This is a genomic window from Rhodothermaceae bacterium (genome assembly GCA_009838195.1).
Classification (GTDB): domain Bacteria; phylum Bacteroidota; class Rhodothermia; order Rhodothermales; family Bin80; genus Bin80.
Genome location: VXSC01000041.1, coordinates 1 through 21,242 on the forward strand (window position 1 = coordinate 1; position 21,242 = coordinate 21,242).

A 21,242-nucleotide genomic window follows, 5' to 3' on the forward strand; every position below is an offset into this window, starting at 1 on the left:
GATCGCGCTAAGGTAGCGCTAATCAGGCAGAACCGTCCTGCTATAAGATCTAAGACCTACGCAATTGCATACGAATTGTCAAGTATCCGCGATAAGGCTCTTCATTTGTAATTGGTTCATGTGTTTTCATTAGTTTGGCGTTCCAATTAGTAATTCAATCGAGACATCGAACCAGCGGAGATCAAGAGGAGAATGAAGGATTTGACATCGGTATCAGGACGCGTCGATGGCGAGAGGCTGTCATTTATGACTGTGTTCAAGCTATTCCCGGACAATGAAGTGGCGGAACGCTATTTCCCACGAATGGCTATGAGCCCTCTCTTGATTCGGCCACGGGAGTAATTTGAGCAATTACATGACCGATTCATCTCCTTCGAAACAGATTCAGTCACCACCCAAGGGCTTTTGGCCCGTCTTGCGAAAACTGGGCCCCGGGCTCATCATCTCCGGGTCCATTGTGGGCTCTGGCGAACTCATCGCCACGACAACCCTTGGTGCCGAGGTCGGTTTTGTCGCCCTCTGGCTCATTATCCTGAGTTGCGGTATCAAGGTGGTGTTTCAGGAGGAGTTGGGGCGGTACGTTGTGTCCACCGGAGACACTGCCCTGCAGGGCTTGAATCGGGTTCCTGGGCCAAAGTGGCGGGTTTCGTGGGTGGTTTGGTGCTGGTGGATCATGACCATCGGAGTCATCATCCAGGGGAGCGGTATTGTCGGGGGCGTCGGACAAACGTTGCACCTATTCCTACCTCAGATCAACGGGACAGCCTGGGCCATGGTCGCTGCGATCACGGTGATGGTTCTTCTGTTCCGGGGGCGCTACGGGACGGTAGAAAAGATCTGTGTCGGAATGGTGGTCAGTTTCACTTTCGTGACCATTGCCTGTGCTGTTCTCTTGGGATGGACTCCCTATGCCCCTACCGCTGAAGACTTCCTCTCCGGCCTCCGTCTGAGCCTTCCGGCTGGGGGGCTTGCGGTGGCCTTCGCTGCCTTCGGACTCACCGGAGTAGGGGCCGCGGAGTTGATCATGTATCCCTACTGGGTCCTGGAGAAAGGCTATGCGCGCTTCGTGGGTCCTCGGATAGAGGGTTCTGCTTGGGATGCAAGGGCGCGCGGGTGGATTCGGGTCATGCAGGCGGATGTGCTCATGGCTATGGTGGTCTACACGACGGCAACGGTGGCCTTCTATATTCTAGGTGCGGCGATTCTAGGTGGGATGGGGACGATCCCCGCTGGCTACGAGATGATATCGACCCTGTCGAACATGTACACCGCCACCTTGGGGTCGGGGGCCTTCTATCTATTTCTGATAGGTGCGTTTTTTGTGCTCTACTCAACTCTCTTCGCCAACGTTGCTAGCAATTCCAGAGTCATTACGGACTTTCTCCATTTATTGGGATTGGCACGGATCGATACCGATAGCCAACTCCTTTTCTGGAGGCGCGTAGTGATCGTAGGGATCCCAACGATTTATGTCATCCTCTACGGATGGGTCGCCCAGCCGGTCATCATGGTCGTCATCGGCGGTGTCGTCCAAGCATGCATGCTTCCTGTCATCGGGTTCTCGACCATTTACCTCCGCTACCGACACATCGACCGGTCCATCCGGCCGAGCTTCACCATCGACATTTTGCTATGGTCTTGCTCCACGGTGATGCTGCTCATGGCAGTTTACTATGTAGTAATTCGAATCGGTTTTGGTGCCTAAGAACACGGGATTCGCCAATGGATGAGGGGAGTCTATTTTCCGGGAAGTCAGTTCGCGAATGGTTCCAAGTAGTGTGGATGCCCCTACAGTCGAGGAATGTTTCGGAGTATGAGAATCAAAAATTTTGACCGCGTGGTCATAGATTTAACAAAAACCTGATCGAAAATGTCACAAAAACATAATATAACGATGCTTGGAACCGGCCTGATAGGGTTGTTCTATACAATGACTCTTCATGGGCAGCGGGGGCGCGATCGCGTCAGTTGCGTGTACTCACGCGATGCGGATCGTGCTCAGGAATTTGCTGCAAAATGGGAGATTGATCATGCCGTAACAGATATGGCCGAAGCGATCCATCACCCATCCAGTGATGTGGTCGTTATCGGCCTGCCGAATCACTTGCATGAAGAGGCAATCCGACTCTGTGCAGAAGCAAATAAAGCGGTACTCTGCACAAAACCATTGGCGCGTACTGCTGCAGAAGCCAAACGCATACTAGGTATCGTTGAGTCGAGTGGAATCTTTGCGGGATACTTGGAGGATCTCGTCTATACGCCAAAAACACTCAAAGCACTGGAATCTGTCCGTGGCGGTGCTCTAGGGGAAATATTGTGGACTCGTTCACGAGAAACTCACAGTGGTCCGCACAGCAGTTGGTTTTGGGATGTAGAGCAAGCCGGTGGTGGGGCGATTGTTGATTTAGGCTGTCATTGCATCGAAATTATTCGCAGCTTTATTGGAAAAGATATTCGCCCTGTGGAGGTGAGTTGCTGGGCTGATACACTCGTCCATCCTATCAAGGCGGAAGATAACAGTATTGCTCTGATTCGTTTTGAAAATGGTGCGGTAGGGCAGTTTGAAGTCAGTTGGACGTTTAGAGGGGGGATGGATTTACGGGACGAGGTCGCAGGCACGGAAGGGACGATCTGGCTGAATCACTTTCTGAGAACTGGTATTGAAATGTACTCCAGCGGGGCTGGTGGCTATGTCGCAGAAAAAGTAGAGCAGGAGTCAGGGTGGTTATTTCCGGTGGGAGATGAAGTCAATGAATTAGGCTATACAGACATGTTCACAGACATGTTTGATGCCATGGACGAAGGCCGTGAGCCCACAGAGACCTTTTATGACGGATATGTCGTAAATGCAGTCATTGATGCATGCTATCGTTCTGCGAAGTCTAAAAAATGGGAATCTGTCGAATTGGACGACTGGCGTGGACGCACGAATGTTGAACGTATCCAAGGATTGAAAGAGACGGTAGATGGATTGGAGCTGGTCAAGCGGGAACGGTTACCGGATGGCAAGGTGAAGCTTATTTTGAAAAACCCGGATTCCGGGGAGGTGACGCAGCGATTCGTGGATGAAGATGATTGAACCGCTGCAGAAAGATGAGGTGCTACTGGCTGATATTCGTAACAGTATCGTACCGCCGGAGCAGTGGCGCATGTGGTGGCTTGGCCAGAGCGGGTTTTTGATTAAATGGGAAGATCGGTACTGCCTGTTAGATCCGTATCTGTCAGATTCTCTGACCACGAAATACGCCAATTCGGATAAGCCACATATCCGTATGACCGAGCGTGTTCTGGACCCTGATCGTCTCGATTTTGTGGACGTAGTCACGTCCAGTCATAACCATACAGATCATTTGGATGGTGAGACACTCAGGCCGCTGGCTCGGGTGAACCAGAATTTAGCCATGATTATTCCAGAGGCAAACCGGTCATTCGTTGCGAAGCGGCTACAATGTGATCTCACCTGGCCGATAGGGATGACGGATGGCTCCAAATGTGAAGTAAGGGGATTTGAGTTTTTCGGAATTCCAGCTGCTCACGAAGATTTGGAAACCGATGAATTTGGGCAACATCGGTTTATGGGGTACGTCATTTCTTTCGGAGATTGGAGCGTATATCACAGCGGAGATACACTCCTCTACGAAGGCATGGTTGAGCGTCTGAAGCCATGGAATGTAGATGTTGCACTCTTGCCTATCAATGGACGCGATCCTTCCCGCCGAGTTGCGGGCAATTTGAACGGGGCGCAAGCGGCACAGTTGGCAAAAGATATTGGGGCCCGGCTCGTGATCCCATGTCACTATGACATGTTTACATTCAACACGGCTTCACCAGATGGATTCATCGCCGCGTGTAGTGAATTAAACCAACGCTACTATGTGATGCAAAACGGTGAAGGTCTCAGTAGTCCGTCGATTCAGGTTTCACCGTAACTCTATAGGTCCAACGACAACCAGATGGATACGCAGGGGCAGTAAGGAATGCGCTCAGGTATGCAGGAGTACTTTAATCCATTCCGGCTCTAGCTGCTGATGTAATCGGGCAAAGGCTTCGGGGCCCTCTTCGAGCGGCAGAGTTGCACTTATGAGCGGGGACGGATCCAGCTTTTTCCGGGATACAAGGTCAATGACTTCGTCGTACTCTCCCGCATTCGCGTACGTGCCCGTCAAAGTCAGCTCCTTTGCAACAACGCGTTGGATATCAACCGGAGGGTGTTGGGCCGTATTCCCTACAAGTACAATGCATCCACCTGATTTCGTGTGGTGGATAGCTTTGGCCACGGTTGATGCGGCACCTACGGCTTCAAAGGTGATATCCGCCTCCACGGTTCGTGTATTTTCCTCTGGATCAAACACTTGGTCAGCACCAAGTTGGAGCGCCATGTTTTTTCGACTCTGATGGGGTTCCATGACGATAATTTCACTCGGATTTTGCAATCGCACAGACAGTAGGATACTCAAACCGATCATTCCTGCGCCAATGATCAGAACCCGGGCATTTTGGCTGTCGCCACCCCTATGGGTAGCATGCAATCCAACAGAAAGTGGCTCGAACAGGGCTGCAATGCTGAGTGGTAATCCCTCTGGAATCCGCCTGAGGACATGGGCGGGCACGCAAACAAAATCTGCCATTGCGCCGTCACGCCGAAAACGAGGGGTGCTCACCCCGAATACGGTTCGTTCAGGACAGCGGTTTACCCGGCTGGAAGCACATTCGGGACACGCATTGCACCCAACTGTAGAATCAAAACAAACTTCCTCACCCGCATAAAATCCATTTGAAGATTTTGCGACACGGCCAGAAGCCTCATGTCCCATAATGAGTGGAGGAAGACGCCGACCAGTTGTGCCAGTGTATCCGTGCACATCGGATCCGCAAATACCGACTGAATCTATTTGTACAAGCACCTCAGGGGGGAGCGGCTCGGGATCAGGTACATGTTGTATGTCAATCTGGAACGCCCCTGTGTAAACAAGCGCACGCATAGACCACGGATCGAGTCAGTGGGATAGTAATCACAAGTGACGTGCACGGGCAACTTGGCGTGCCTCGCCGAGTCCCTCAATACCGAGCTCAACAACGTCCCCCGGTTTCAGGTATCTCTGAGGGTTCAGCCCCAGGCCAACACCGGCCGGCGTACCCGTAGAAATCACATCGCCGGGCAAGAGCGTCATGAAGTGACTCGTATAACTTATGACTTCCCATACATCAAAAATGAAATCAGCAGTTGTGCTGTTCTGCAGCATGGTTCCATTGACCGACAACCAAAGTTTGAGGTTATTGGGGTCGGGGATCTCATCGGCGGTTGCAAGGAAGGGTCCCAATGGTGCGAAGGTATCGAAACTTTTTCCCTTAACCCATTGGCCACCGCGCTCCAACTGGCTCTCACGCTCACTATAGTCGTTGTGCAGCACATAGCCTGCAATGTAATTTGGAGCTTGTTCGGCAGTAACGTAGCTGGCACGTTTCCCAATGACGACGGCTAATTCGACCTCCCAATCAGTCTTGTTGCCCGGGATGATCAGGTCATCATAGGGGCCGCAGATGGCAGAACTTGCCTTAAAAAACAGGACTGGCTCTGGAGGGGGATCCATACCGCTTTCCTTGGCATGTAGTGCGTAGTTCAGTCCCACACAAACGATCTTTGAGGGACGGGCAATAGGGGGACCCATCCGTGAGTCAGGATCCAATTCCTGTTTTGGAGTGTCTGCGTCAAACCATGCCTGTAGTCTGCCGAGCCCCCCTTGTTCGAAGAAGTGTTCGTCGTAGTCATCTACGACCGGAGTGGTGTCAATGCGCCGACCGTCCTCCGGGAGCAGTCCGGGTTTTTCTTGGCCATCAGGGCCAATACGAATGAGTTTCACTGTTCAGTAAGGTTAAGGTTGTAATGTGAAGGCACCGCCATCCATGGGAAGCGAAGCGCCGGTCAGAAATGCACTTTCATCGGAAGCGAGATAACAGATTAATGCGGCAACTTCCTCGGGTGTGGCCATACGCCCCAGGGGTTGGGCCTTGGATAGTCGGCCGAACATCTCGTCCTTAGTATCGGGATAGTATTTTTCAAGGTATGCATCTACGAATGGGGTATGTACGCGTGCAGGCGCAACGCTATTGCAGCGTATACCATCCTCTAAACTGTCTACGGCTATGCTGCGGGTCATAGCCGCAACGGCTCCTTTACTCGCAGAGTATGCAAACCGGTCAGGAATCCCGACAGTGGCTACAATTGAAGAGAGGTTAATAATACTTCCGCCACCCGATTTTTTCATGTGGGGCAAAGCCGCACGTGTGCAGAAATAGATGCTCTTGACGTTGATCGTATACATGTGGTCCAGATCTCCCTCCGTTGCTGCATCAAGTTTACCGATGTGGCCTGCTCCGGCATTGTTTACGAGAATGTCCAGCCGACCCTGGTTATGTGCAATTTGGTCTATAATGCTTGTCACAGCACCTGCATCCGTAACATCGCATCGCAGCACTTCACAGCGTTTACCGATATCCTGTGCAACCCTGAACGCATTTACTATATCAATATCAAGCAGGTACACCATGGCACCTTGCTGTACGAAAGCGCGACAAGTAGCTTCCCCAATTCCCTTGGCACCACCGGTCACAATAGCTATTTTGGATTTAAGGCTGAACATGGTTGAATTAAAGGCAAAGAGCCCTCTAACAAATGGAAGACGTCAACAGGAGTGCCTGATTTTTAACCTCTACGTTACTTTTCAGCAAGATATTCTTCCGGCAACGGGAAGCGAGGGGTTTCTGGTTGCCAAAAAATAGTCACGATCCACCAGCGGCCATTCATTTGTAGTAACTGAATACTGTTGATTCCCCTGGAAAATGGAGGCTCATCCATAGATCGGTAGGATTCATACGTACTGAATCGGTGCACCATGTTTCCGAATTGCTCTGATGTATGACTCAATTCGACTTCAAAGAAGGGGTTCTCTTCAAAGTAGTCCCCTATCATTTCTTTGTACTCGTCAGGTGTCCAGGCAAAATACCTATCGTTTCCGGTCTCGTTGGGTGCGATCGCAATCAGTCGGGCTTCAGGGATAAATAGAGTGTCCCACCGCCCCCAGTCAGGTGTTTCCCCGGCGGGAGTAGAGATCACGTCATACAGAGCTTGTACGATTGCATCAGGACTCTCAGTATCCTGGAAGTCCTGTGCCGATACGGAAGAGGCATAGAACAGGATGACAAGAAGGATTCGATACATGGTTATGGAGTTAAGGAATTGTTTTTAGAAGATGTTTGACTTCTTCGAGACTTCCATCATTTGGAGCAGGCTCAATACCAATTGCAGCGCACAGCAGTTCGTAGACATGGATGAGCGAGAAGCCTTCAACCATCAGTCCCCGCTTAAACTGTGGTCCATGTGCAACGAAGGCGGAATGCATGGACGGGAGGGCTGGATCATAGCCATGAGTGCCGCCGGAATAATAGTCCGGGTTGCGCTCAAAAAGTTCCTCGCTTGACATCTGCCATCCTTCATTTGCAACCCCGATCAGATCTGGAATGCGTTCATTACCGCTGTAGTGCCAATTTGCGGGTATGTTGTCGCGTGTAAACCAACTCGCGTATTGCATTTGATTAAGCGCACTCAGTAACGTATCCAACTGAGTTGGATCTTTCAGATTAAAAAAGGCTAACGCATCCAAACCTCCGATCATATATACATCATCAAGGTCAATGAAGTCGTCAACAAATTCGACTCGCTCACTCGAGGTTTCGGCCATGCCATGATCTCCGAGTACAACGAAATTAAGGTCTTCATAGAGGCCTGCATCCCGAAGACGTGCAAGCAGGTTTCCGATTTGCTGATCAACCTCTTTGAGAGCTTCGCGCGTTTCGTTGCCCTTGGGGCCAGATCGATGTCCCTGCGTATCCACGGTGCTGAAGTACGTTGTAATCAGGGCAGGGCGGGGCGTACGCTTTACAGCTGCCATGACCGAATCTATTCGCACATCATGGGGGAGATCATGATCGTACTCCATCCAATAAGTTGGTTGGGTTCCCTGGATCGAATCGACATCAGAACCTACCCAGAAATAGGTCGCACTCGTGTGGCCGTGTTTCTGAACGGTTATCCACAGAGGCTCGCCACCCCACCACTCTGATTTCTTGATTGCGTTTCGATCACCGATTCGAAAAGTACCCAGTTCCGCATCGTACATCGAATTGTTTATAATGCCGTGATTGGCGGGGTACAATCCTGTAATGATGCTGTAATGGTTAGGGAAGGTTTTCGACGGAAAAACTGGCTCTAAATACTCTGCATGAACCCCCTTACCAGCTAATCCATGAAGGTGAGGAGTATTCTCAGGAGTGATATGATCTGCTCGGAGTCCGTCAATTGAGATCAAGATCACGGTATTCGGAGGATCTGGAAGGTCCGCGCAAGAAACAACAATGAGGACAAGCAACCAGAATGAATTTCGAAGTATCATGAACGATCAGCAAAGATGTAATAACAGACGAGCCCCAAAAAAGGAGCAAACACGATAAAGAGGATCCAAATGAGCTTGTCAACGGTGTTGCGGGAACTGCCAGCAATTTCAACAATGGCAATCACATCCAAAACGAGAATGATTATACTACAAAGGGAAAGGCTTCCCCATGACCAAGCCATATTTAGGAGTTTGGGCTCGCATCCTGCAATGAAGATTGCGCAGAGGGCCAACAAGTAGCCGGGAATTAATCGGTAAGTCATATCCGTAAGATAAAGGTTATACACAATTCTCTACGCATAAATTCGGGATGTGATGCACGAAATGTCTACTGATTCGTTTCACTTGAGTTACGGTTGATTTGTATGGCGTAGAATGCGCATTGGCTCAATTGAACTTGGGAAGCGGCCGCTCCTGTTGGCCCCCATGGAGGATGTTTCCGATCCTCCTTTCCGAGCACTCTGTAAGCGATATGGTGCAGATGTTGTCTACACCGAGTTTATTTCATCAGGTGGATTAGTTCACGAGGCGGAAGACTCTCTGATGAAGCTGGATATTCGCGACAGTGAGCGTCCGGTAGGCATTCAGATCTTCGGTGGTGATATTGATCAAGTGAAATCAGCCACGGACATTGTAGACCGGGTTCAACCAGACATTATTGACATCAATTTTGGTTGCCCGGTCCGTAAAGTGGTATGCAAAGAGGCAGGTGCCGGCATCCTGCGCAACCTGCCAAAGATGGAAAAGATTACGCGCGTCGTTGTCGAGGCTACGGATCGGCCGGTAACCGTGAAGACACGCCTTGGTTGGGATGACAGCAGTATAGATATTGTCAATGTAGCCCGAATGCTGGAAGAGTGTGGAATTCAGGCACTTGCGGTGCACGCAAGGACGAGAAAACAAATGTACAGTGGAGAAGCGCGCTGGGAGTATCTGAGGAGAATTCGTGAAGAGGGGCTTGAGCGAATCCCACTCATCGGGAATGGGGATGCCCTGAAGCCGGAGTCTGTCCTGCAAATGTTCGAGGAGACAGGTGTAGATGCCGTCATGATTGGACGCGGTGCGATTGGGAATCCTTGGATTTTTAAGCGTGCAAAGGCATTTATCGAAGAAGGAATCAATCTTTCACCTCCATCCTGGACCGAACGCACCAGCGTGGTCGCAGAGCATCTTACGCTGAAATGTGACTGGCTTGGAGAGCGAAGAGGGGTTAGGGAAATGCGCCGCATGTATGGAGGTTACTTCAAAGGGTTCAGGAACGCAAGTAAACTTCGAATGCGTCTCATGAAAGCAGAGACCATGGAGGAGGTGCTTTCCGTTCTTAACGGAACCCAGGAAGTGGAACCGGAGGTCATCCGATTGAACCCACTAAGCAGCCTGACGACGGTCCATAATCCAGATTACAAGGTAGTCCAAGGCAATCACCGAGCCCAGTATAGCCGCCAGAAGAGGCAGCGCAAGCCATTGATCAAAAATCACCAGTCCGCCGATCGCCCCAAGCGCACCTCCGAGGTACTTGATATAGATTAGCTGGTCATTCGAAGTACGCTTAATCAGGTTCTCAAACCGGCGCTCGTCGTATCCACGTAGGTTTTGAGAGACCATCTCATAAATATCAAGCGTACCAACGAAGGCGATAATTGCTTTCGTTAGCCATAGTTCAATGTCGTCTGAACGTTCGGCAACCTTTTCGGGCAGCGTCTGAAAGGTCACCGAAAGTTCATCCACAATCAGCTCGACAGTTTCAGGCAACTCATCAATCGCCTCCTGAATCTGTCGTCGAAGCCCTTCACGGTTGAACATTTGATAGACCTTGACCGCCATCCCGGCAAGCCCTTTTCTAGCCGCCGAGTCAATCATGTCCATGACGAACGTGGTGATTTTTTCTTTGAGTTCGGGGCTTTCTAGCTTTTCGGTGAGAAACTGGCTGGCCAAACCCTTGATTTCCAATTGGAATTTTTCATCGGAGAGCAGTCCCTCCGTCACCTGCACGGCCATCTCCCGGTATTTGGGAACCACCTCACTGTCATGGATTCGTTCCAGGATGACTTCCTCGCTGATCAGGTCCTTGCTGATTGCAAGGGCAATCAGATCCGCTACCCGATCCTTGGAGGCTGGAATAATGCCTTGCCCCAAGAGCGGTCGACGCTTCCGCGGATGGAACAGCATGGTAATAGCTAACCAGTTCGTAAAAAACCCAATCAACCCGGCAGCTGAAACTGTCACCATTAATCCCTCCAGTTCAAGGATCCGGCTAAATGATGGGAGTCCGAGTCCAGAATAACGTGCAACAATTGAGATCTGCTCTCCCTCAAGGAGAATGTAGGTACCGTTATGATCCAGTAAGAGGCCGAGCCCCGTAAAGTCCCAAATGAATGAAAGGATGAACAGAGCTAACAGGACCCATGGGATCAGGCGGATCAGATTCAATCCGAATCCATGCTTTCTAGTCCTGCCTTTATGTGCTTGAGGCGCTGTTTTTGATGCATCGTTGCCAGGCCAATGTCGCCCGATGTAGTCACTGATGACATCCTTTAAATTCGTTCCAGGTATGTGATCAGATACTGACATGGATCATATTACACGGGGGCTACAAGTCCCAATCGGTCTGCATGTTTATACATACCGGCGATCACATTTGAAATGTGCTGGGACAGTTCAATGCCCAGTTCTTTGGCACCCTGCTGAATATCTGCCCGGCTGACCGCCGCCGCAAACGCCTTATCCTTTAATTTTTTGCGGACACTCTTCGGAGTCATCCCCTGAAGACGTGTGGGTCGAACATAGGCAACTGCTGTAATGAAACCAGCCAGTTCATCCACGGCGAAAAGGGATTTTGCCAGAAGGGTCGTTCGTGGAGTCCCAGTATGGGGGGCATGACCAAGGATTGCTTCAATGATGGATTCGGGGTATCCTTTTTCCCGCAGTAGTGACGTACCTACGTAAGGATGTTCTTCAGGCGTCGGATGACGTTCATAATCCATATCATGCAGCAGACCGGTAATTCGCCAAAGCGTGACATCCTCATCAAAGAACTCTGCATAAGCTTCCATCGCAGCCTCGACCGCATATGCATGTCTCCGAAGGCTGTCGGAGCTCGTCCATTCATGAAAAAGCTCAAGAGCTTCGTCGTATGTGGGCATTGAATTAAAAGAAATCAATCAGCTTCAAGTGTTCGAGGTATTGGCGGGGATCTTCTTCAAAGGTTTCCAGAATCCGTCTCAAGGCGGCTGTAGCTCCCTGCAGTTCAAAGTATAGGGAGTCATCCGTCGCGAGTTTACCCAGTGTACCCTGACCCTGGTTGATCGAAGAGATCAGGATATTGAGTTCATTGGTTGTGGTTTCCAGGATATCCAAATTGTTCGACAACTGCTCAATCACCTCGTTAAGTTCCGCTGCAGTAGCTCCAAGAGAATCCTCCGTGAATGACTCTGCTGTGTTCACCAAGTCTTCGATTCCTAGGAGGACCGATTGCAGGCTTCCCTGCTCTGCCAGAAGGACAGAATGGAAGGCTTCTGCCGAACTCCGAATAGAGGTCAGGGTCTGCTGCATTTGGCCTTCCGGGCCGGCCAACAGTTCGGTTGCTGCGCTAATTGCCTGGCTAGAGCCTGCGAGCACCGTATCAACACGATTCAGGACCGAGGGAGTACGGTTGGCGATGTCCGCCAGGATATCTGACTGCACAGAAGAGGGAATCAGTGAACCGGGTTCATATGCGGGGGCATCCGGGGGGCCAAGCGACAGGTCTAACTGCACGGTGCTCATAAACCCCAGTCCACCGGCAGACGCGATAGTCCCCTCTGTCAAGATCACATCGTCCTGTACAGAAAATGAGATGTACGCTCCTGCGAGGGTAAGCTGCACTTCCGTAATTGAGCCGACTCCCACACCATTGACGGCAACGATATTTCCGGGGACCAGCCCGTTTGAGTTCGTGAGTTCCGTATGATAGATCGGAGCCTGTCCAAAGATTGGCAGATCTTTAAAGAATCGTATCCCCGTATAGAATATGATCCCGGCAAGGACAACGGTCAGTCCTATTTTTAATTCGATGGGTAGCTTCACTTGATTATCGGTTGTTAGATGAATGCTGAGGTCCAATCACATACTCATTGGCCTTCACGAATGCACGAAGCGTTTCGTCGGAGCTCTTTTGCAGCTGATCAATCGTCCCATTCCAATGCATACGTGTGTCATGGATGAAAGCTACACAGTCGGCGATTTGCAGCACCGAGTGCATATCATGGGTAACCACGATACTGGTAATTTCGAGATGATCAGCAAGCCCTTTGATCAGATCGTTAATCGTATTGGAGGTTTCTGGATCTAGTCCACTGGTTGGTTCATCGTAGATAATATATCTGGGGCGTAGTGCAATTGCGCGTGCAAGCGCGACCCGTTTTCGCATTCCACCAGACAACTCATCCGTCTTTTTTGAGCCAATATTCGAGAGTTGCACCAGATCAAGACATTTTTGTACTTCATGACGGATATCCTTTTCTGTTTTCGTGGTAAAGGTTCTAAGCGGGAAGGCCACATTCTCAAATGCATCCAACGAGTCAAAAAGTGCTCCACCTTGGAAAAGAACTCCGAATTGCCTCCGAACCTTGCGGAGTTTTTGGTAACTAATTTTTCCAATATCGACCTCGTCAACCAATATTTTTCCACGGTCGGGGCGCAGTAGCCCAATCACGTGCTTCATGAGAACACTCTTTCCTGAGCCGCTTTGACCAATAATCGCTTGCGTACTCCCTTCGTGAATATCGAGGGAGACATCCTGAAGTACCGCACGACCAGAAAACGATTTGTAGATGTTCTGTACTTGGATCATGCACTCGAAAAGGGCTATTCGTGCGGGGCAGTTTACAGGAGAAGGACGGCAAGAATGAGATCTGCAACCAAAATAAGGACGCAACTCATCACGGCAGCGCGTGTCGTACTGCGCCCGACTCCGTCCGCCCCTCCATTAGTGAAATACCCGATGTAGCAGGATACGGCTGTAATCAGAAACCCAAAAACAAATGCTTTAATCAGCCCAAAGTAGGGACCGAAGTAATTCCAGTGCTCGCGAGCGCCCTGAATGAATTCTCCCGTAGACACGACTCCCGTCAGTTCTGCAGCCGCAATTCCCCCGAAAACACCAACCAGACAGGCTGCGACGTATAAAACGGGCACCATCACGATCCCGGCCAGGACACGTGGAACGATAAGGTATCCGACGGAATTAAGGCCCATGGCTTCCAGGGCATCAATCTGTTCCGTAACCCGCATAGTCCCAAGTTCTGCTGCGATACGCGCACCTACACGACCGGAAAGGATAAATCCTGTAACGACTGCTCCGAGTTCCATCGTGAGCGATGGAACTACCACCGCACCGATAATCTTGGGCGGAATGATGGGAGAAACCAACTGATAAGCTGTTTGAACCGTTGTGACGGCTCCAGAGAACGCCGCTGCCAATGCAACAATGGGAATCGAATCAATTCCAATCCGGACCAGCTGAATGAGGAAGTTCTGCCAATAGGTCTTCATCTCACGCAACGACATGAACGCCGATGACATGAGTATCGTAAAGCGACCAATATCAAAGAATGGCTGAGTAATTCGCAGAACAATAGGTGGCATCATAATGGCAGAATGCTGCGGAGTTAATCAATTTTTGCGATTGTTGTTTCTAGCTCACACTCCGATAGCTATATTGCAGAGCAAATAATTCGAAAGAATGGCAAAGACAATAACACGGTACTGCTGTCAGGAGTGCGGATACTCGTCCCCCAAGTGGCTGGGTAAATGCCCTGGATGCAATTTCTGGGATACCATGGTAGAGGAGAAGGGAACCGGTCGCCGTCATATAGCGACCCATGTGGCGATCCCACAGCCGATTGATGAGGTAGAGATCGGGGAGATGCCTCGAATCGTCACGGGCTCACAGGAACTGGATCGTCTCATGGGGGGAGGGATTATGCGAGGATCTATCGCTCTGGTCGCCGGTGATCCAGGGATCGGCAAGTCCACACTTATGACAGAACTGGGCCGTTATCTGGATCCCCTCACCGTACTCTATGTATCCGGTGAAGAATCCGCTAGGCAGGTAAAGCTTCGTGCTCAGCGCCTTGACGCTGCTTCGGAGAATGTACTTTTATTGGCCGAAACAAATACAGAAGCGATCCTGGGAGCGATTGAAGATTCGGTGCCGGATGTTATCGTCATTGATTCGATTCAAACGCTGTATGACCCAGATGTCTCCAGTGCCCCCGGCAGCGTCACCCAGATTCGTGAGAGTGCAGCCGCATTAATGCAGCTCACCAAGAAAATGAATGCAGCGACCTTTCTGGTGGGACATGTCACCCGGTCAGGGTCTATTGCAGGTCCTCGCGTACTGGAGCACCTAGTGGACACGGTACTCTACTTTGAGGGAGATCAAAACCACGGATACCGCATCCTTCGTGCGGTGAAGAACCGGTTTGGGTCAACCAATGAAATCGGGGTTTTCGAAATGACGGGCGCGGGACTCAAGGAAGTTTTAAATCCCAGTGAGATCTTTTTGTCAGAACGTCAAAACGGCGCCACGGGATCTTGTGTCATCTGTGCGATGGAAGGAACCCGCCCCTTATTAATGGAAGTGCAGGCGTTGGTATCTCCAACGTCGTATGGTACTCCGCAGCGCACCTCAACCGGTTTCGATCCAAAGCGACTCCAGTTATTGCTAGCTGTTCTGGAAAAGCGTGAAGGGCTGGTATTGGGCGGTCAGGATGTGTTTCTGAATGTTGCTGGTGGAATGCGGGCAGAAGAGCCAGCGGCAGATTTGGGTGTTGCCGTTGCAATCGCTTCATCTCTTCACGATATCTCTGCAGACCAATGCGGGGTTCTGATTGGCGAGATCGGGTTGGGAGGAGAGGTAAGAGGAGTCAGCCGACTGGAAACACGTCTCAGAGAATGTGCCAAACTTGGATTTGAGACGGCAGTAGTACCATCGCGGAGTCTTCAGGAATTTTCTCCCCCAAATAATATCCGCGTTGTAGGCGTGGAGAGCATCAGTGAGGTACTTGAACTGCTTCTGAGCTGATCGTGGGCAATAACTCAAAATTCATGTGCGTTAATGGGTGAGAGTGATTTCGGCGATATGTACAAATCCCGGCCTGACGATGAATTGCTGGTGGCCTACGTGGAGCAAGGAGACCAACTCGCTTTCCAGCAGCTTGTTAACCGCCACAAGGATCGTGTCTATGGCTTTATTATCGGTATGGTCCACGATGCCGAACTAGCCAATGATCTTTTTCAGGACACGTTTCTAAAGGTCGTTGATGTGATGCATCGACGTCGTGGGAGTTACACTCCACAAGGGCGATTTCTGGGTTGGATATTGATGATCGCACGAAACGTCGTGTACGACCACAAGCGAAGTCGGAATAAATGGAAGGATGTAGCAGGTGACGATGAAAACTACTGGGATCGCATTCCTGATGATGCCAAGGCACCAGATGAAGAATTGTATCTCAAAGAGAGGAGTCAATGGTTGGATGCCTGCATCGAATCACTCCCCCCGTCACAGCGGGAGGTCGTGTTATTGCGGCAGGATGCAGGATTAACATTCCGGGAAATCGCCGAGATCACAGATGTATCAATCAACACAGCACTCGGGCGTATGAGATACGCCCTCATTAACCTAAGGGCTATGGTTGAGCGGCAATCGCAACGTTATGCCCCCAAGATGGATCAGTTAGAGAACGGGCAGTTACCTGCCAAAACATATGTCTAAAAAAAGAACAACAGATACTGATAAAAAGCTTCTTCTGATCAAACATCTTTATGGTGAAGATGTCAGTTCGGAGAAGCTGAAAGAACTTCTTGAAGACCCTGAGAATCAGGCGGAATATGACGAATTCAATCGTGTAAAAACGCAGTTAGAGAATCCTGCGCTTCGAAGGCGTGTGACTGCGCCGGACGATGTAGTAGATCGGGTATTTGCATCAGCTGCCCGGCCTAGGCCTCGTCGTATTTGGAGTAGGCCTGTTCGTCGACCAAAGCGGCTAACTTTAGTCGGTGGTACACTTGCGGCTGCCGCATGTGTGCTATTTCTGTGGTTTCTTTCCGTTCCGCAAAACGAAGTCCCCGAGGCGGAGCCCCCGTCTGCCTCAGAAGAACTGCAGTGGGATGATACACAGGACCGCATCGAAATGCAGCAGGCCCTCAGTGTTGTGCGTCAGCGAACCAGTCCCGATTTATGGGATGAGTCCGCAGTCATGAAATTGGATTCACTTCAATTAAACACAAGTCCATCTGGTGTTGGAACCGCCAGTACTATCCCTCAATAACCATCGAAATCCAATGAAACCGATCATATCTTCTCGTTATCTGATACTCTTATTGATTGCACTCTTTGCGGGTAATGCTCAATCGCAGTCCATCCGTGTTGAACGTATAGAGGGACAGCTAAGAGTGAATGGGGAGCCCATAGATGTTGATGCTCTACCGGAGGAGCTGGAATTGGGCGAGGTAGAGTTCAGTTTACAGTCAAGCGGGACCTTTCCGATGCAGATTGAAATCAACGGGACCCGCTTTGAAATCTGGCAGGATCGTGTTACGAAGGCGGATCAAAGCGGACTAGTGCACTTCAAATTATATCTCGAGCCGGATGGCACCTACACGACAATAGAGTCTGGAGCACTAGACGTACTTGGTCTCGTAGAGATGATGTCCGAACATATTTCGGGGGTGGTTTCATCTGTTCCTACGATGGAGTACGATCTTCTCCAAATGATGGAAGTTGCCACAGTTGCAGTAGAGTCACGGGATAAAACCCTTCCACAACAAACCCTTCCACAACAATTAGAGGGGATGGCTTCCAGGCTGCAGGAGGCAACGAGAATGCTCGAATTCTCGGGTTACCTGGAAAATGTCCAGAACGCAAGCGATGAGCTATATGAATTACTGCAACATGAATGGCGGAAAGAAGTCGAGGTTGCAGAGATGGCTGGACGGATTCGAGTTCTTGACGATGGTTCAGAACGGGATGAAGCGATTGAACAACTAAGAGCAAAGTTGGAGGAAATATTTCTGATGAAGCAGGAAAACCGGCGCATGGAGATACAACATCTGGAAATGGAACTTGAAAGAATGGAAAGGCGGTTAAAGGAAAGATCTCGGGCAATGGATCGTCTAATAGATGCTCGCTTGGATGAACTGCTGGGATCAAGGCAGTAAATGCAGTGAATCCAGGAGCCTTTTACAAAATTCTCCCTTTCGGTACGAATTTTGCTTCCGGAATACCCGAGGGAGCATTATTTGCGGACCGAATAAGAGTTTTGCAAGAGTCGCTCCAGTTGAAGTAATCTATTGCTACCATACTTACAAGCAAATTTTAGTCATGAAACAGTTCTTTGCGTTGGCCTCCATTTTTTTTATGTCACTTCTGATGATAGCCCAGAATGCCGAGGCCCAACGGGATTCTCTTCGCGTAGAGAAGGAAATGGTCATTAGTGCAGATGGTGATACAATGATTGTAACGAAGACATTCCCAATGCGCGTAAACATAACATCTCCAATGCGTGGAAGGGGGGTGATTGTTAGCGCGGATGGCGACACAATGATCGTTTCGAGGAGGTACCCAGGACGCGCAAGCGATATGGTTATACGGGCAGATAGGTCGGATCCCATTTACGTAGAGGAAGAGGTAATGGTCAGTGTAGATGGCGACACGATAATGGTTACGCAGAGACCCCTGAGGCCCGTACGGGATATAGTTGTATGGGGAGAGCGGTCACATCCCCTTTACGGAGCGGGGGTGGTCGTTCGTGTAAATGGCGATACATTGATGGCTACGAATAATCCTCCAAGACGTAACCGAAGAGGAGATCTTGAGGCGGAAACCTTTATAGAAAGGGCGATGGTCAATTCCGATGGAGATACGACGATGGTGACTATTTGGACGGAAACAGACCGTGAAGAGTGGGGACGCCGATCTCGTACCGGACGCCAGATGCGCCATAGATCACGTGGCGTAGAGGAGGAAGTGATCATTAGTGCAGATGGCGATACAATGATGGTTACAGAGAGGCCCCTAAGTCGCGTACGGGATATAGTTGTGAGGGGAGAGAGGTCACATCCCCTTCATGGAGCGGGGGTGGTCGTTCGTGTAAATGGCGATACATTGATGGCTACGAACAATCCTCCAAAACGCAACCAGGAGGGAGATCTTGAGGCGGAAACCTTTATAGAGCGGGCGATTGTCAATTCCGATGGAGATACGACGACGGTGACTATCTGGATTAAAGGAGACCCCGAAGAGAGGGTAGACCGGTCCCGTACCGTTCGCCAGATCCGAAATAGGCTTCACCAAAGGTCTGGATCTCGACAACAAATACAGATGCATAATGTACGTCGGGAACTTGGAGATTCAAGAGAATTGCGAGAGATGGAAGTAGAAGCGCGGCGATTAGCGCGGCAGTTACGTCAGGCGGATGAAGAATCCTATCAGGAAAAGGAGGAGATGCTCCGAGAGCAGCTGGAGAAGATATTTGACTATAAACAGAAAGTGAGGATGAAGGAACTCGATCAGAAACGCAGGGATATCGAAGAGCAGAGGAAGATCATGGAAGAACGTCAAAGTAACCGGGAAGCGATTATCAAAGATCGGATCAATCAGCTTCTTGGCCGGGGATCATCGTATCGTTGGTAATTCGTCTGCATCGGGATTTGTATAGGTCATAGCCTCACGTAGTAGATAGCTCTGGAGGGGGAGTGATCGGAACTCTGTAATCGAGCCTCCAGAAATAGAACCCCGGACGGAGTAAGGTCGAATGCCCTGCAAGGGAACGCCCCCTGCAGGGCATTCTGCGTTAGTTTCCGTGCCAGAGGCTCCGCGTGTGCAATAGTAATTCACCTAAGCCACTGTGTACGCTCACACAGATCAGGAATATCCCCGTTACTCAGAGAATTTTTCTTACTTTATGGCACAATTGCACAGTCAGGTGCATGCAAGATGACTCGTGGTAAATAATCATGCCTTGTATGCGACATGCAGATACTCGCAATGTAATCAACGAGGGCAGGTACACATTCTCAAATTAACATAGTGTGGTAGACGGGTACCAAAGAGATGGATTCCTGATGCGGCACTGATATGAACGGTCAAAGCGAGCATTTTTATGAACCCGATAGACACACTTGAGCAAGCGATTCGAACAGTTCCAGATTTTCCAAAATCCGGAATTCACTTCAAGGACATCACCCCCATTTTATCCAAGATGTCCCTCTTGAAGTTGGCAGTTGAGCAACTAGTCCTCCCGTTCAAAGGGGAAAATATTACGAAAGTAGTCGGAGTAGAATCTCGAGGATTTGTCATGGCCCCTATGATTGCGCTTGAGTTGGGAGCTGGTTTTATCCCTGTTCGGAAAGAAGGGAAACTACCTCGCCAGACCTACAGTGTCTCCTATGACCTCGAATATGGTTCAGACACGTTAGAAATGCATCGAGATTCGATACGACCAAGTGATCGGGTGCTCATCCATGATGATGTCCTTGCGACCGGTGGTACAGCAGCCGCTGTAGAAGATCTGGTAGATCGAAGTGCAGGGGAAATCGTAGGTCTTTCATTCCTGATAGAATTAGTGGAATTGGAGGGTAGAGCAAAGCTGAGGTACAAAGAGAAAGTGCGTTCCGTGATCCAGATGTAAGGTGTCGGTGTTCCTGATGGCGTATCAGGAGCCTGGGTCGAGGGTGGCAGAGTGGATCTGGTTGTAGGGTCCAATTGATCTGGATGCAAGTAGAGTGGTGATCGCGTTTCGGAGTCGGATTCAATCACGCGTACTTATGGTATGCTGAACACGATCTAATGTGCAAGTACCTTAGAGATAGAGGTGATAGCCAGAATAATACTAAAGCAGAATCGGATCAACCATTGTTCAAAATTGAGCCATCCTGCCGTGAAGTGCGTTACAAGTGACTGATGTAATAATGAGCGGAGATTATGAATCTTGGACTTGAAGGAAAGGCAGCCTTTATAGCTGGCGCTAGTGGTGGGTTGGGACTCGCTACTGCGATTGCACTGGCGCGTGAAGGGTGCAAGGTAACCATATGCTCTCGTGATGAGGATAGAATCAACAGTGCGGCAGCATTAATCCTGGAAAACGACTGGGCTGACGCTGAGAAAATTTTCCCAACGGTGTGTGATGTGACTCAGGAATCGCAGGTACGTCTCGCCATCCATAAATCCGTACAAAAGTTTGGTCACCTACACATTCTATTCACAAATGCTGGTGGGCCAAAGACGGGATTGATAGATGATTTCACCGAAGAGGACTGGAAGGATGGCATTGAGCTGAATCTATTAAGTACGATCAATTTGTGTCGTCATGCACTTCCGCATCTGCGGAGGGCGGCACATGAGCATCAGCATGCCCGAATTCTGATGCTCACGTCAATAGCTGCGAAGCAGCCGATTGGCTCTCTTTATCTGTCCAATACTTCCCGGGCTGGTGTGCAAGGCTTTGCCAAAACGCTGTCTGAGGAAGTTGGGAAAGAAGGGATCACAGTCAATACGCTTCTGCCGGGTTTCACCAGGACCGAGCGCCTGCAACATTTGGTAGACTACCTGATAGATCAGCAAGGAAAGACAAAGGAGGAGGTGGAAGAGGGATGGGCCATGCAAGCCTCTTTGAATCGTTTGGGAGAGCCTTGGGAATTTGCAGCCGCAGCCACATTCTTGGCCAGCAAACAGGCTGGTTTTATCACGGGTGTCGCGCTGCCCGTCGACGGTGGATACTCCAAGCACATACTGTAAGATGAAACCCA

The 21,242-nt window shown here is 50.1% G+C and carries 22 protein-coding genes; 11 read left to right on the top strand and 11 right to left on the bottom strand.

The window, feature by feature from the left end; translation table 11 throughout:
- Nucleotides 1-355: 355 nt before the first annotated feature.
- From F4Y64_09305 to F4Y64_09315, 3 genes are all read left to right on the top strand, one after another.
- Nucleotides 356-1,705, top strand: a complete 1,350-nt coding sequence (locus F4Y64_09305; GenBank protein ID MXX97793.1) for a divalent metal cation transporter — start codon at nt 356-358, stop codon at nt 1,703-1,705.
- Nucleotides 1,706-1,870: 165 nt separating this feature from the next.
- Nucleotides 1,871-3,079 (top strand): Gfo/Idh/MocA family oxidoreductase, encoded by a 1,209-nt coding sequence (locus tag F4Y64_09310; protein ID MXX97794.1) that lies wholly within the window; start codon nt 1,871-1,873, stop codon nt 3,077-3,079.
- Nucleotides 3,066-3,929: an MBL fold metallo-hydrolase gene (locus F4Y64_09315; GenBank protein ID MXX97795.1), complete on the top strand. Its 864-nt coding sequence runs from the start codon at nt 3,066-3,068 to the stop codon at nt 3,927-3,929. The genes F4Y64_09310 and F4Y64_09315 overlap by 14 nt, the downstream gene beginning before the upstream one ends.
- A 54-nt stretch (nt 3,930-3,983) precedes the next feature.
- Here F4Y64_09315 and F4Y64_09320 read toward each other — a convergent pair whose 3' ends face one another.
- The 6 genes from F4Y64_09320 to F4Y64_09345 form a co-directional block, all read right to left on the bottom strand.
- Complete coding sequence (locus F4Y64_09320; protein ID MXX97796.1) at nt 3,984-4,982, bottom strand: alcohol dehydrogenase catalytic domain-containing protein; 999 nt, start codon at nt 4,980-4,982, stop codon at nt 3,984-3,986.
- A 30-nt stretch (nt 4,983-5,012) separates the two neighbouring features.
- Entirely contained in the window at nt 5,013-5,861 is an 849-nt protein-coding gene (locus F4Y64_09325) for a fumarylacetoacetate hydrolase family protein (protein ID MXX97797.1), read from the bottom strand.
- A gap of 12 nt (nt 5,862-5,873) precedes the next feature.
- The gene (locus F4Y64_09330) at nt 5,874-6,641 is read right to left on the bottom strand and encodes an SDR family oxidoreductase (protein ID MXX97798.1); all 768 of its coding nucleotides are present in this window, start codon (nt 6,639-6,641) and stop codon (nt 5,874-5,876) included.
- Nucleotides 6,642-6,715: 74 nt separating this feature from the next.
- On the bottom strand, nt 6,716-7,219 hold the full coding sequence (locus F4Y64_09335; GenBank protein MXX97799.1) for a hypothetical protein: 504 nt from the start codon (nt 7,217-7,219) through the stop codon (nt 6,716-6,718).
- A 10-nt stretch (nt 7,220-7,229) separates the two neighbouring features.
- Complete coding sequence (locus F4Y64_09340) at nt 7,230-8,450, bottom strand: alkaline phosphatase family protein (GenBank protein MXX97800.1); 1,221 nt, start codon at nt 8,448-8,450, stop codon at nt 7,230-7,232.
- Nucleotides 8,447-8,632, bottom strand: coding sequence for a PLDc_N domain-containing protein (locus F4Y64_09345; GenBank protein MXX97801.1), 186 nt, complete (start codon nt 8,630-8,632; stop codon nt 8,447-8,449). Before F4Y64_09345 ends, F4Y64_09340 begins: the two co-directional genes overlap by 4 nt.
- Nucleotides 8,633-8,825: 193 nt before the next feature.
- On the opposite strand from F4Y64_09345, the gene dusB reads away from it, so the two are divergent.
- A complete protein-coding gene (gene dusB / locus F4Y64_09350; protein ID MXX97802.1) occupies nt 8,826-9,980 on the top strand; it encodes a tRNA dihydrouridine synthase DusB in 1,155 nt (384 codons plus the stop codon).
- On the opposite strand, the gene F4Y64_09355 is transcribed toward dusB, so the two are convergent.
- The 5 genes from F4Y64_09355 to F4Y64_09375 are packed head-to-tail and all read right to left on the bottom strand — an operon-like array spanning nt 9,819 to nt 14,075.
- Nucleotides 9,819-11,021 (bottom strand): DUF445 family protein, encoded by a 1,203-nt coding sequence (locus F4Y64_09355; protein ID MXX97803.1) that lies wholly within the window; start codon nt 11,019-11,021, stop codon nt 9,819-9,821. The two genes, dusB and F4Y64_09355, sit on opposite strands and share 162 nt — an antisense overlap.
- Before the next feature lie 8 nt (nt 11,022-11,029).
- The gene (locus tag F4Y64_09360) at nt 11,030-11,593 is read right to left on the bottom strand and encodes an HDIG domain-containing protein (protein MXX97804.1); all 564 of its coding nucleotides are present in this window, start codon (nt 11,591-11,593) and stop codon (nt 11,030-11,032) included.
- 4 nt (nt 11,594-11,597) lie between these two features.
- Complete coding sequence (locus F4Y64_09365; protein MXX97805.1) at nt 11,598-12,551, bottom strand: MCE family protein; 954 nt, start codon at nt 12,549-12,551, stop codon at nt 11,598-11,600.
- Nucleotides 12,520-13,281 carry an ATP-binding cassette domain-containing protein gene (locus F4Y64_09370; protein ID MXX97806.1) on the bottom strand — a complete coding sequence of 254 codons (762 nt, stop codon included), beginning with the start codon at nt 13,279-13,281 and terminating at the stop codon, nt 12,520-12,522. Before F4Y64_09370 ends, F4Y64_09365 begins: the two co-directional genes overlap by 32 nt.
- Nucleotides 13,282-13,313: 32 nt before the next feature.
- Nucleotides 13,314-14,075: an ABC transporter permease gene (locus tag F4Y64_09375; protein MXX97807.1), complete on the bottom strand. Its 762-nt coding sequence runs from the start codon at nt 14,073-14,075 to the stop codon at nt 13,314-13,316.
- A gap of 97 nt (nt 14,076-14,172) precedes the next feature.
- Between F4Y64_09375 and radA the strand changes: the two genes are divergently transcribed.
- The 7 genes from radA (at nt 14,173) to F4Y64_09410 (ending at nt 21,231) form a co-directional block, all read left to right on the top strand.
- Entirely contained in the window at nt 14,173-15,516 is a 1,344-nt protein-coding gene (radA, locus tag F4Y64_09380; protein ID MXX97808.1) for a DNA repair protein RadA, read from the top strand.
- Nucleotides 15,517-15,573: 57 nt separating this feature from the next.
- Nucleotides 15,574-16,209, top strand: coding sequence for a sigma-70 family RNA polymerase sigma factor (locus F4Y64_09385; GenBank protein MXX97809.1), 636 nt, complete (start codon nt 15,574-15,576; stop codon nt 16,207-16,209).
- Nucleotides 16,202-16,765: a hypothetical protein gene (locus tag F4Y64_09390; GenBank protein ID MXX97810.1), complete on the top strand. Its 564-nt coding sequence runs from the start codon at nt 16,202-16,204 to the stop codon at nt 16,763-16,765. The genes F4Y64_09385 and F4Y64_09390 overlap by 8 nt, the downstream gene beginning before the upstream one ends.
- 13 nt (nt 16,766-16,778) lie before the next feature.
- Complete coding sequence (locus F4Y64_09395; protein MXX97811.1) at nt 16,779-17,654, top strand: hypothetical protein; 876 nt, start codon at nt 16,779-16,781, stop codon at nt 17,652-17,654.
- Nucleotides 17,655-17,817: 163 nt separating this feature from the next.
- Nucleotides 17,818-19,128, top strand: a complete 1,311-nt coding sequence (locus F4Y64_09400) for a hypothetical protein (protein MXX97812.1) — start codon at nt 17,818-17,820, stop codon at nt 19,126-19,128.
- 469 nt (nt 19,129-19,597) lie between these two features.
- The gene (locus tag F4Y64_09405) at nt 19,598-20,125 is read left to right on the top strand and encodes an adenine phosphoribosyltransferase (protein ID MXX97813.1); all 528 of its coding nucleotides are present in this window, start codon (nt 19,598-19,600) and stop codon (nt 20,123-20,125) included.
- A 293-nt stretch (nt 20,126-20,418) separates the two neighbouring features.
- Nucleotides 20,419-21,231 carry an SDR family oxidoreductase gene (locus F4Y64_09410; protein MXX97814.1) on the top strand — a complete coding sequence of 271 codons (813 nt, stop codon included), beginning with the start codon at nt 20,419-20,421 and terminating at the stop codon, nt 21,229-21,231.
- The last annotated feature ends 11 nt before the right edge of the window (nt 21,232-21,242 follow it).

Coding starts and splice junctions, on each gene's coding strand:
- F4Y64_09305 (MXX97793.1), top strand. CDS start 356: ATGACCGATTCATCTCCTTCGAAACAGATTCAGTCACCACCCAAGGGC.
- F4Y64_09310 (MXX97794.1), top strand. CDS start 1,871: ATGTCACAAAAACATAATATAACGATGCTTGGAACCGGCCTGATAGGG.
- F4Y64_09315 (MXX97795.1), top strand. CDS start 3,066: ATGAAGATGATTGAACCGCTGCAGAAAGATGAGGTGCTACTGGCTGAT.
- F4Y64_09320 (MXX97796.1), bottom strand. CDS start 4,982: ATGCGTGCGCTTGTTTACACAGGGGCGTTCCAGATTGACATACAACAT.
- F4Y64_09330 (MXX97798.1), bottom strand. CDS start 6,641: ATGTTCAGCCTTAAATCCAAAATAGCTATTGTGACCGGTGGTGCCAAG.
- F4Y64_09335 (MXX97799.1), bottom strand. CDS start 7,219: ATGTATCGAATCCTTCTTGTCATCCTGTTCTATGCCTCTTCCGTATCG.
- F4Y64_09340 (MXX97800.1), bottom strand. CDS start 8,450: ATGATACTTCGAAATTCATTCTGGTTGCTTGTCCTCATTGTTGTTTCT.
- F4Y64_09345 (MXX97801.1), bottom strand. CDS start 8,632: ATGGCTTGGTCATGGGGAAGCCTTTCCCTTTGTAGTATAATCATTCTC.
- dusB (MXX97802.1), top strand. CDS start 8,826: ATGCGCATTGGCTCAATTGAACTTGGGAAGCGGCCGCTCCTGTTGGCC.
- F4Y64_09355 (MXX97803.1), bottom strand. CDS start 11,021: ATGTCAGTATCTGATCACATACCTGGAACGAATTTAAAGGATGTCATC.
- F4Y64_09360 (MXX97804.1), bottom strand. CDS start 11,593: ATGCCCACATACGACGAAGCTCTTGAGCTTTTTCATGAATGGACGAGC.
- F4Y64_09370 (MXX97806.1), bottom strand. CDS start 13,281: ATGATCCAAGTACAGAACATCTACAAATCGTTTTCTGGTCGTGCGGTA.
- F4Y64_09375 (MXX97807.1), bottom strand. CDS start 14,075: ATGCCACCTATTGTTCTGCGAATTACTCAGCCATTCTTTGATATTGGT.
- radA (MXX97808.1), top strand. CDS start 14,173: ATGGCAAAGACAATAACACGGTACTGCTGTCAGGAGTGCGGATACTCG.
- F4Y64_09385 (MXX97809.1), top strand. CDS start 15,574: ATGTACAAATCCCGGCCTGACGATGAATTGCTGGTGGCCTACGTGGAG.
- F4Y64_09390 (MXX97810.1), top strand. CDS start 16,202: ATGTCTAAAAAAAGAACAACAGATACTGATAAAAAGCTTCTTCTGATC.
- F4Y64_09395 (MXX97811.1), top strand. CDS start 16,779: ATGAAACCGATCATATCTTCTCGTTATCTGATACTCTTATTGATTGCA.
- F4Y64_09400 (MXX97812.1), top strand. CDS start 17,818: ATGAAACAGTTCTTTGCGTTGGCCTCCATTTTTTTTATGTCACTTCTG.
- F4Y64_09405 (MXX97813.1), top strand. CDS start 19,598: ATGAACCCGATAGACACACTTGAGCAAGCGATTCGAACAGTTCCAGAT.
- F4Y64_09410 (MXX97814.1), top strand. CDS start 20,419: ATGAATCTTGGACTTGAAGGAAAGGCAGCCTTTATAGCTGGCGCTAGT.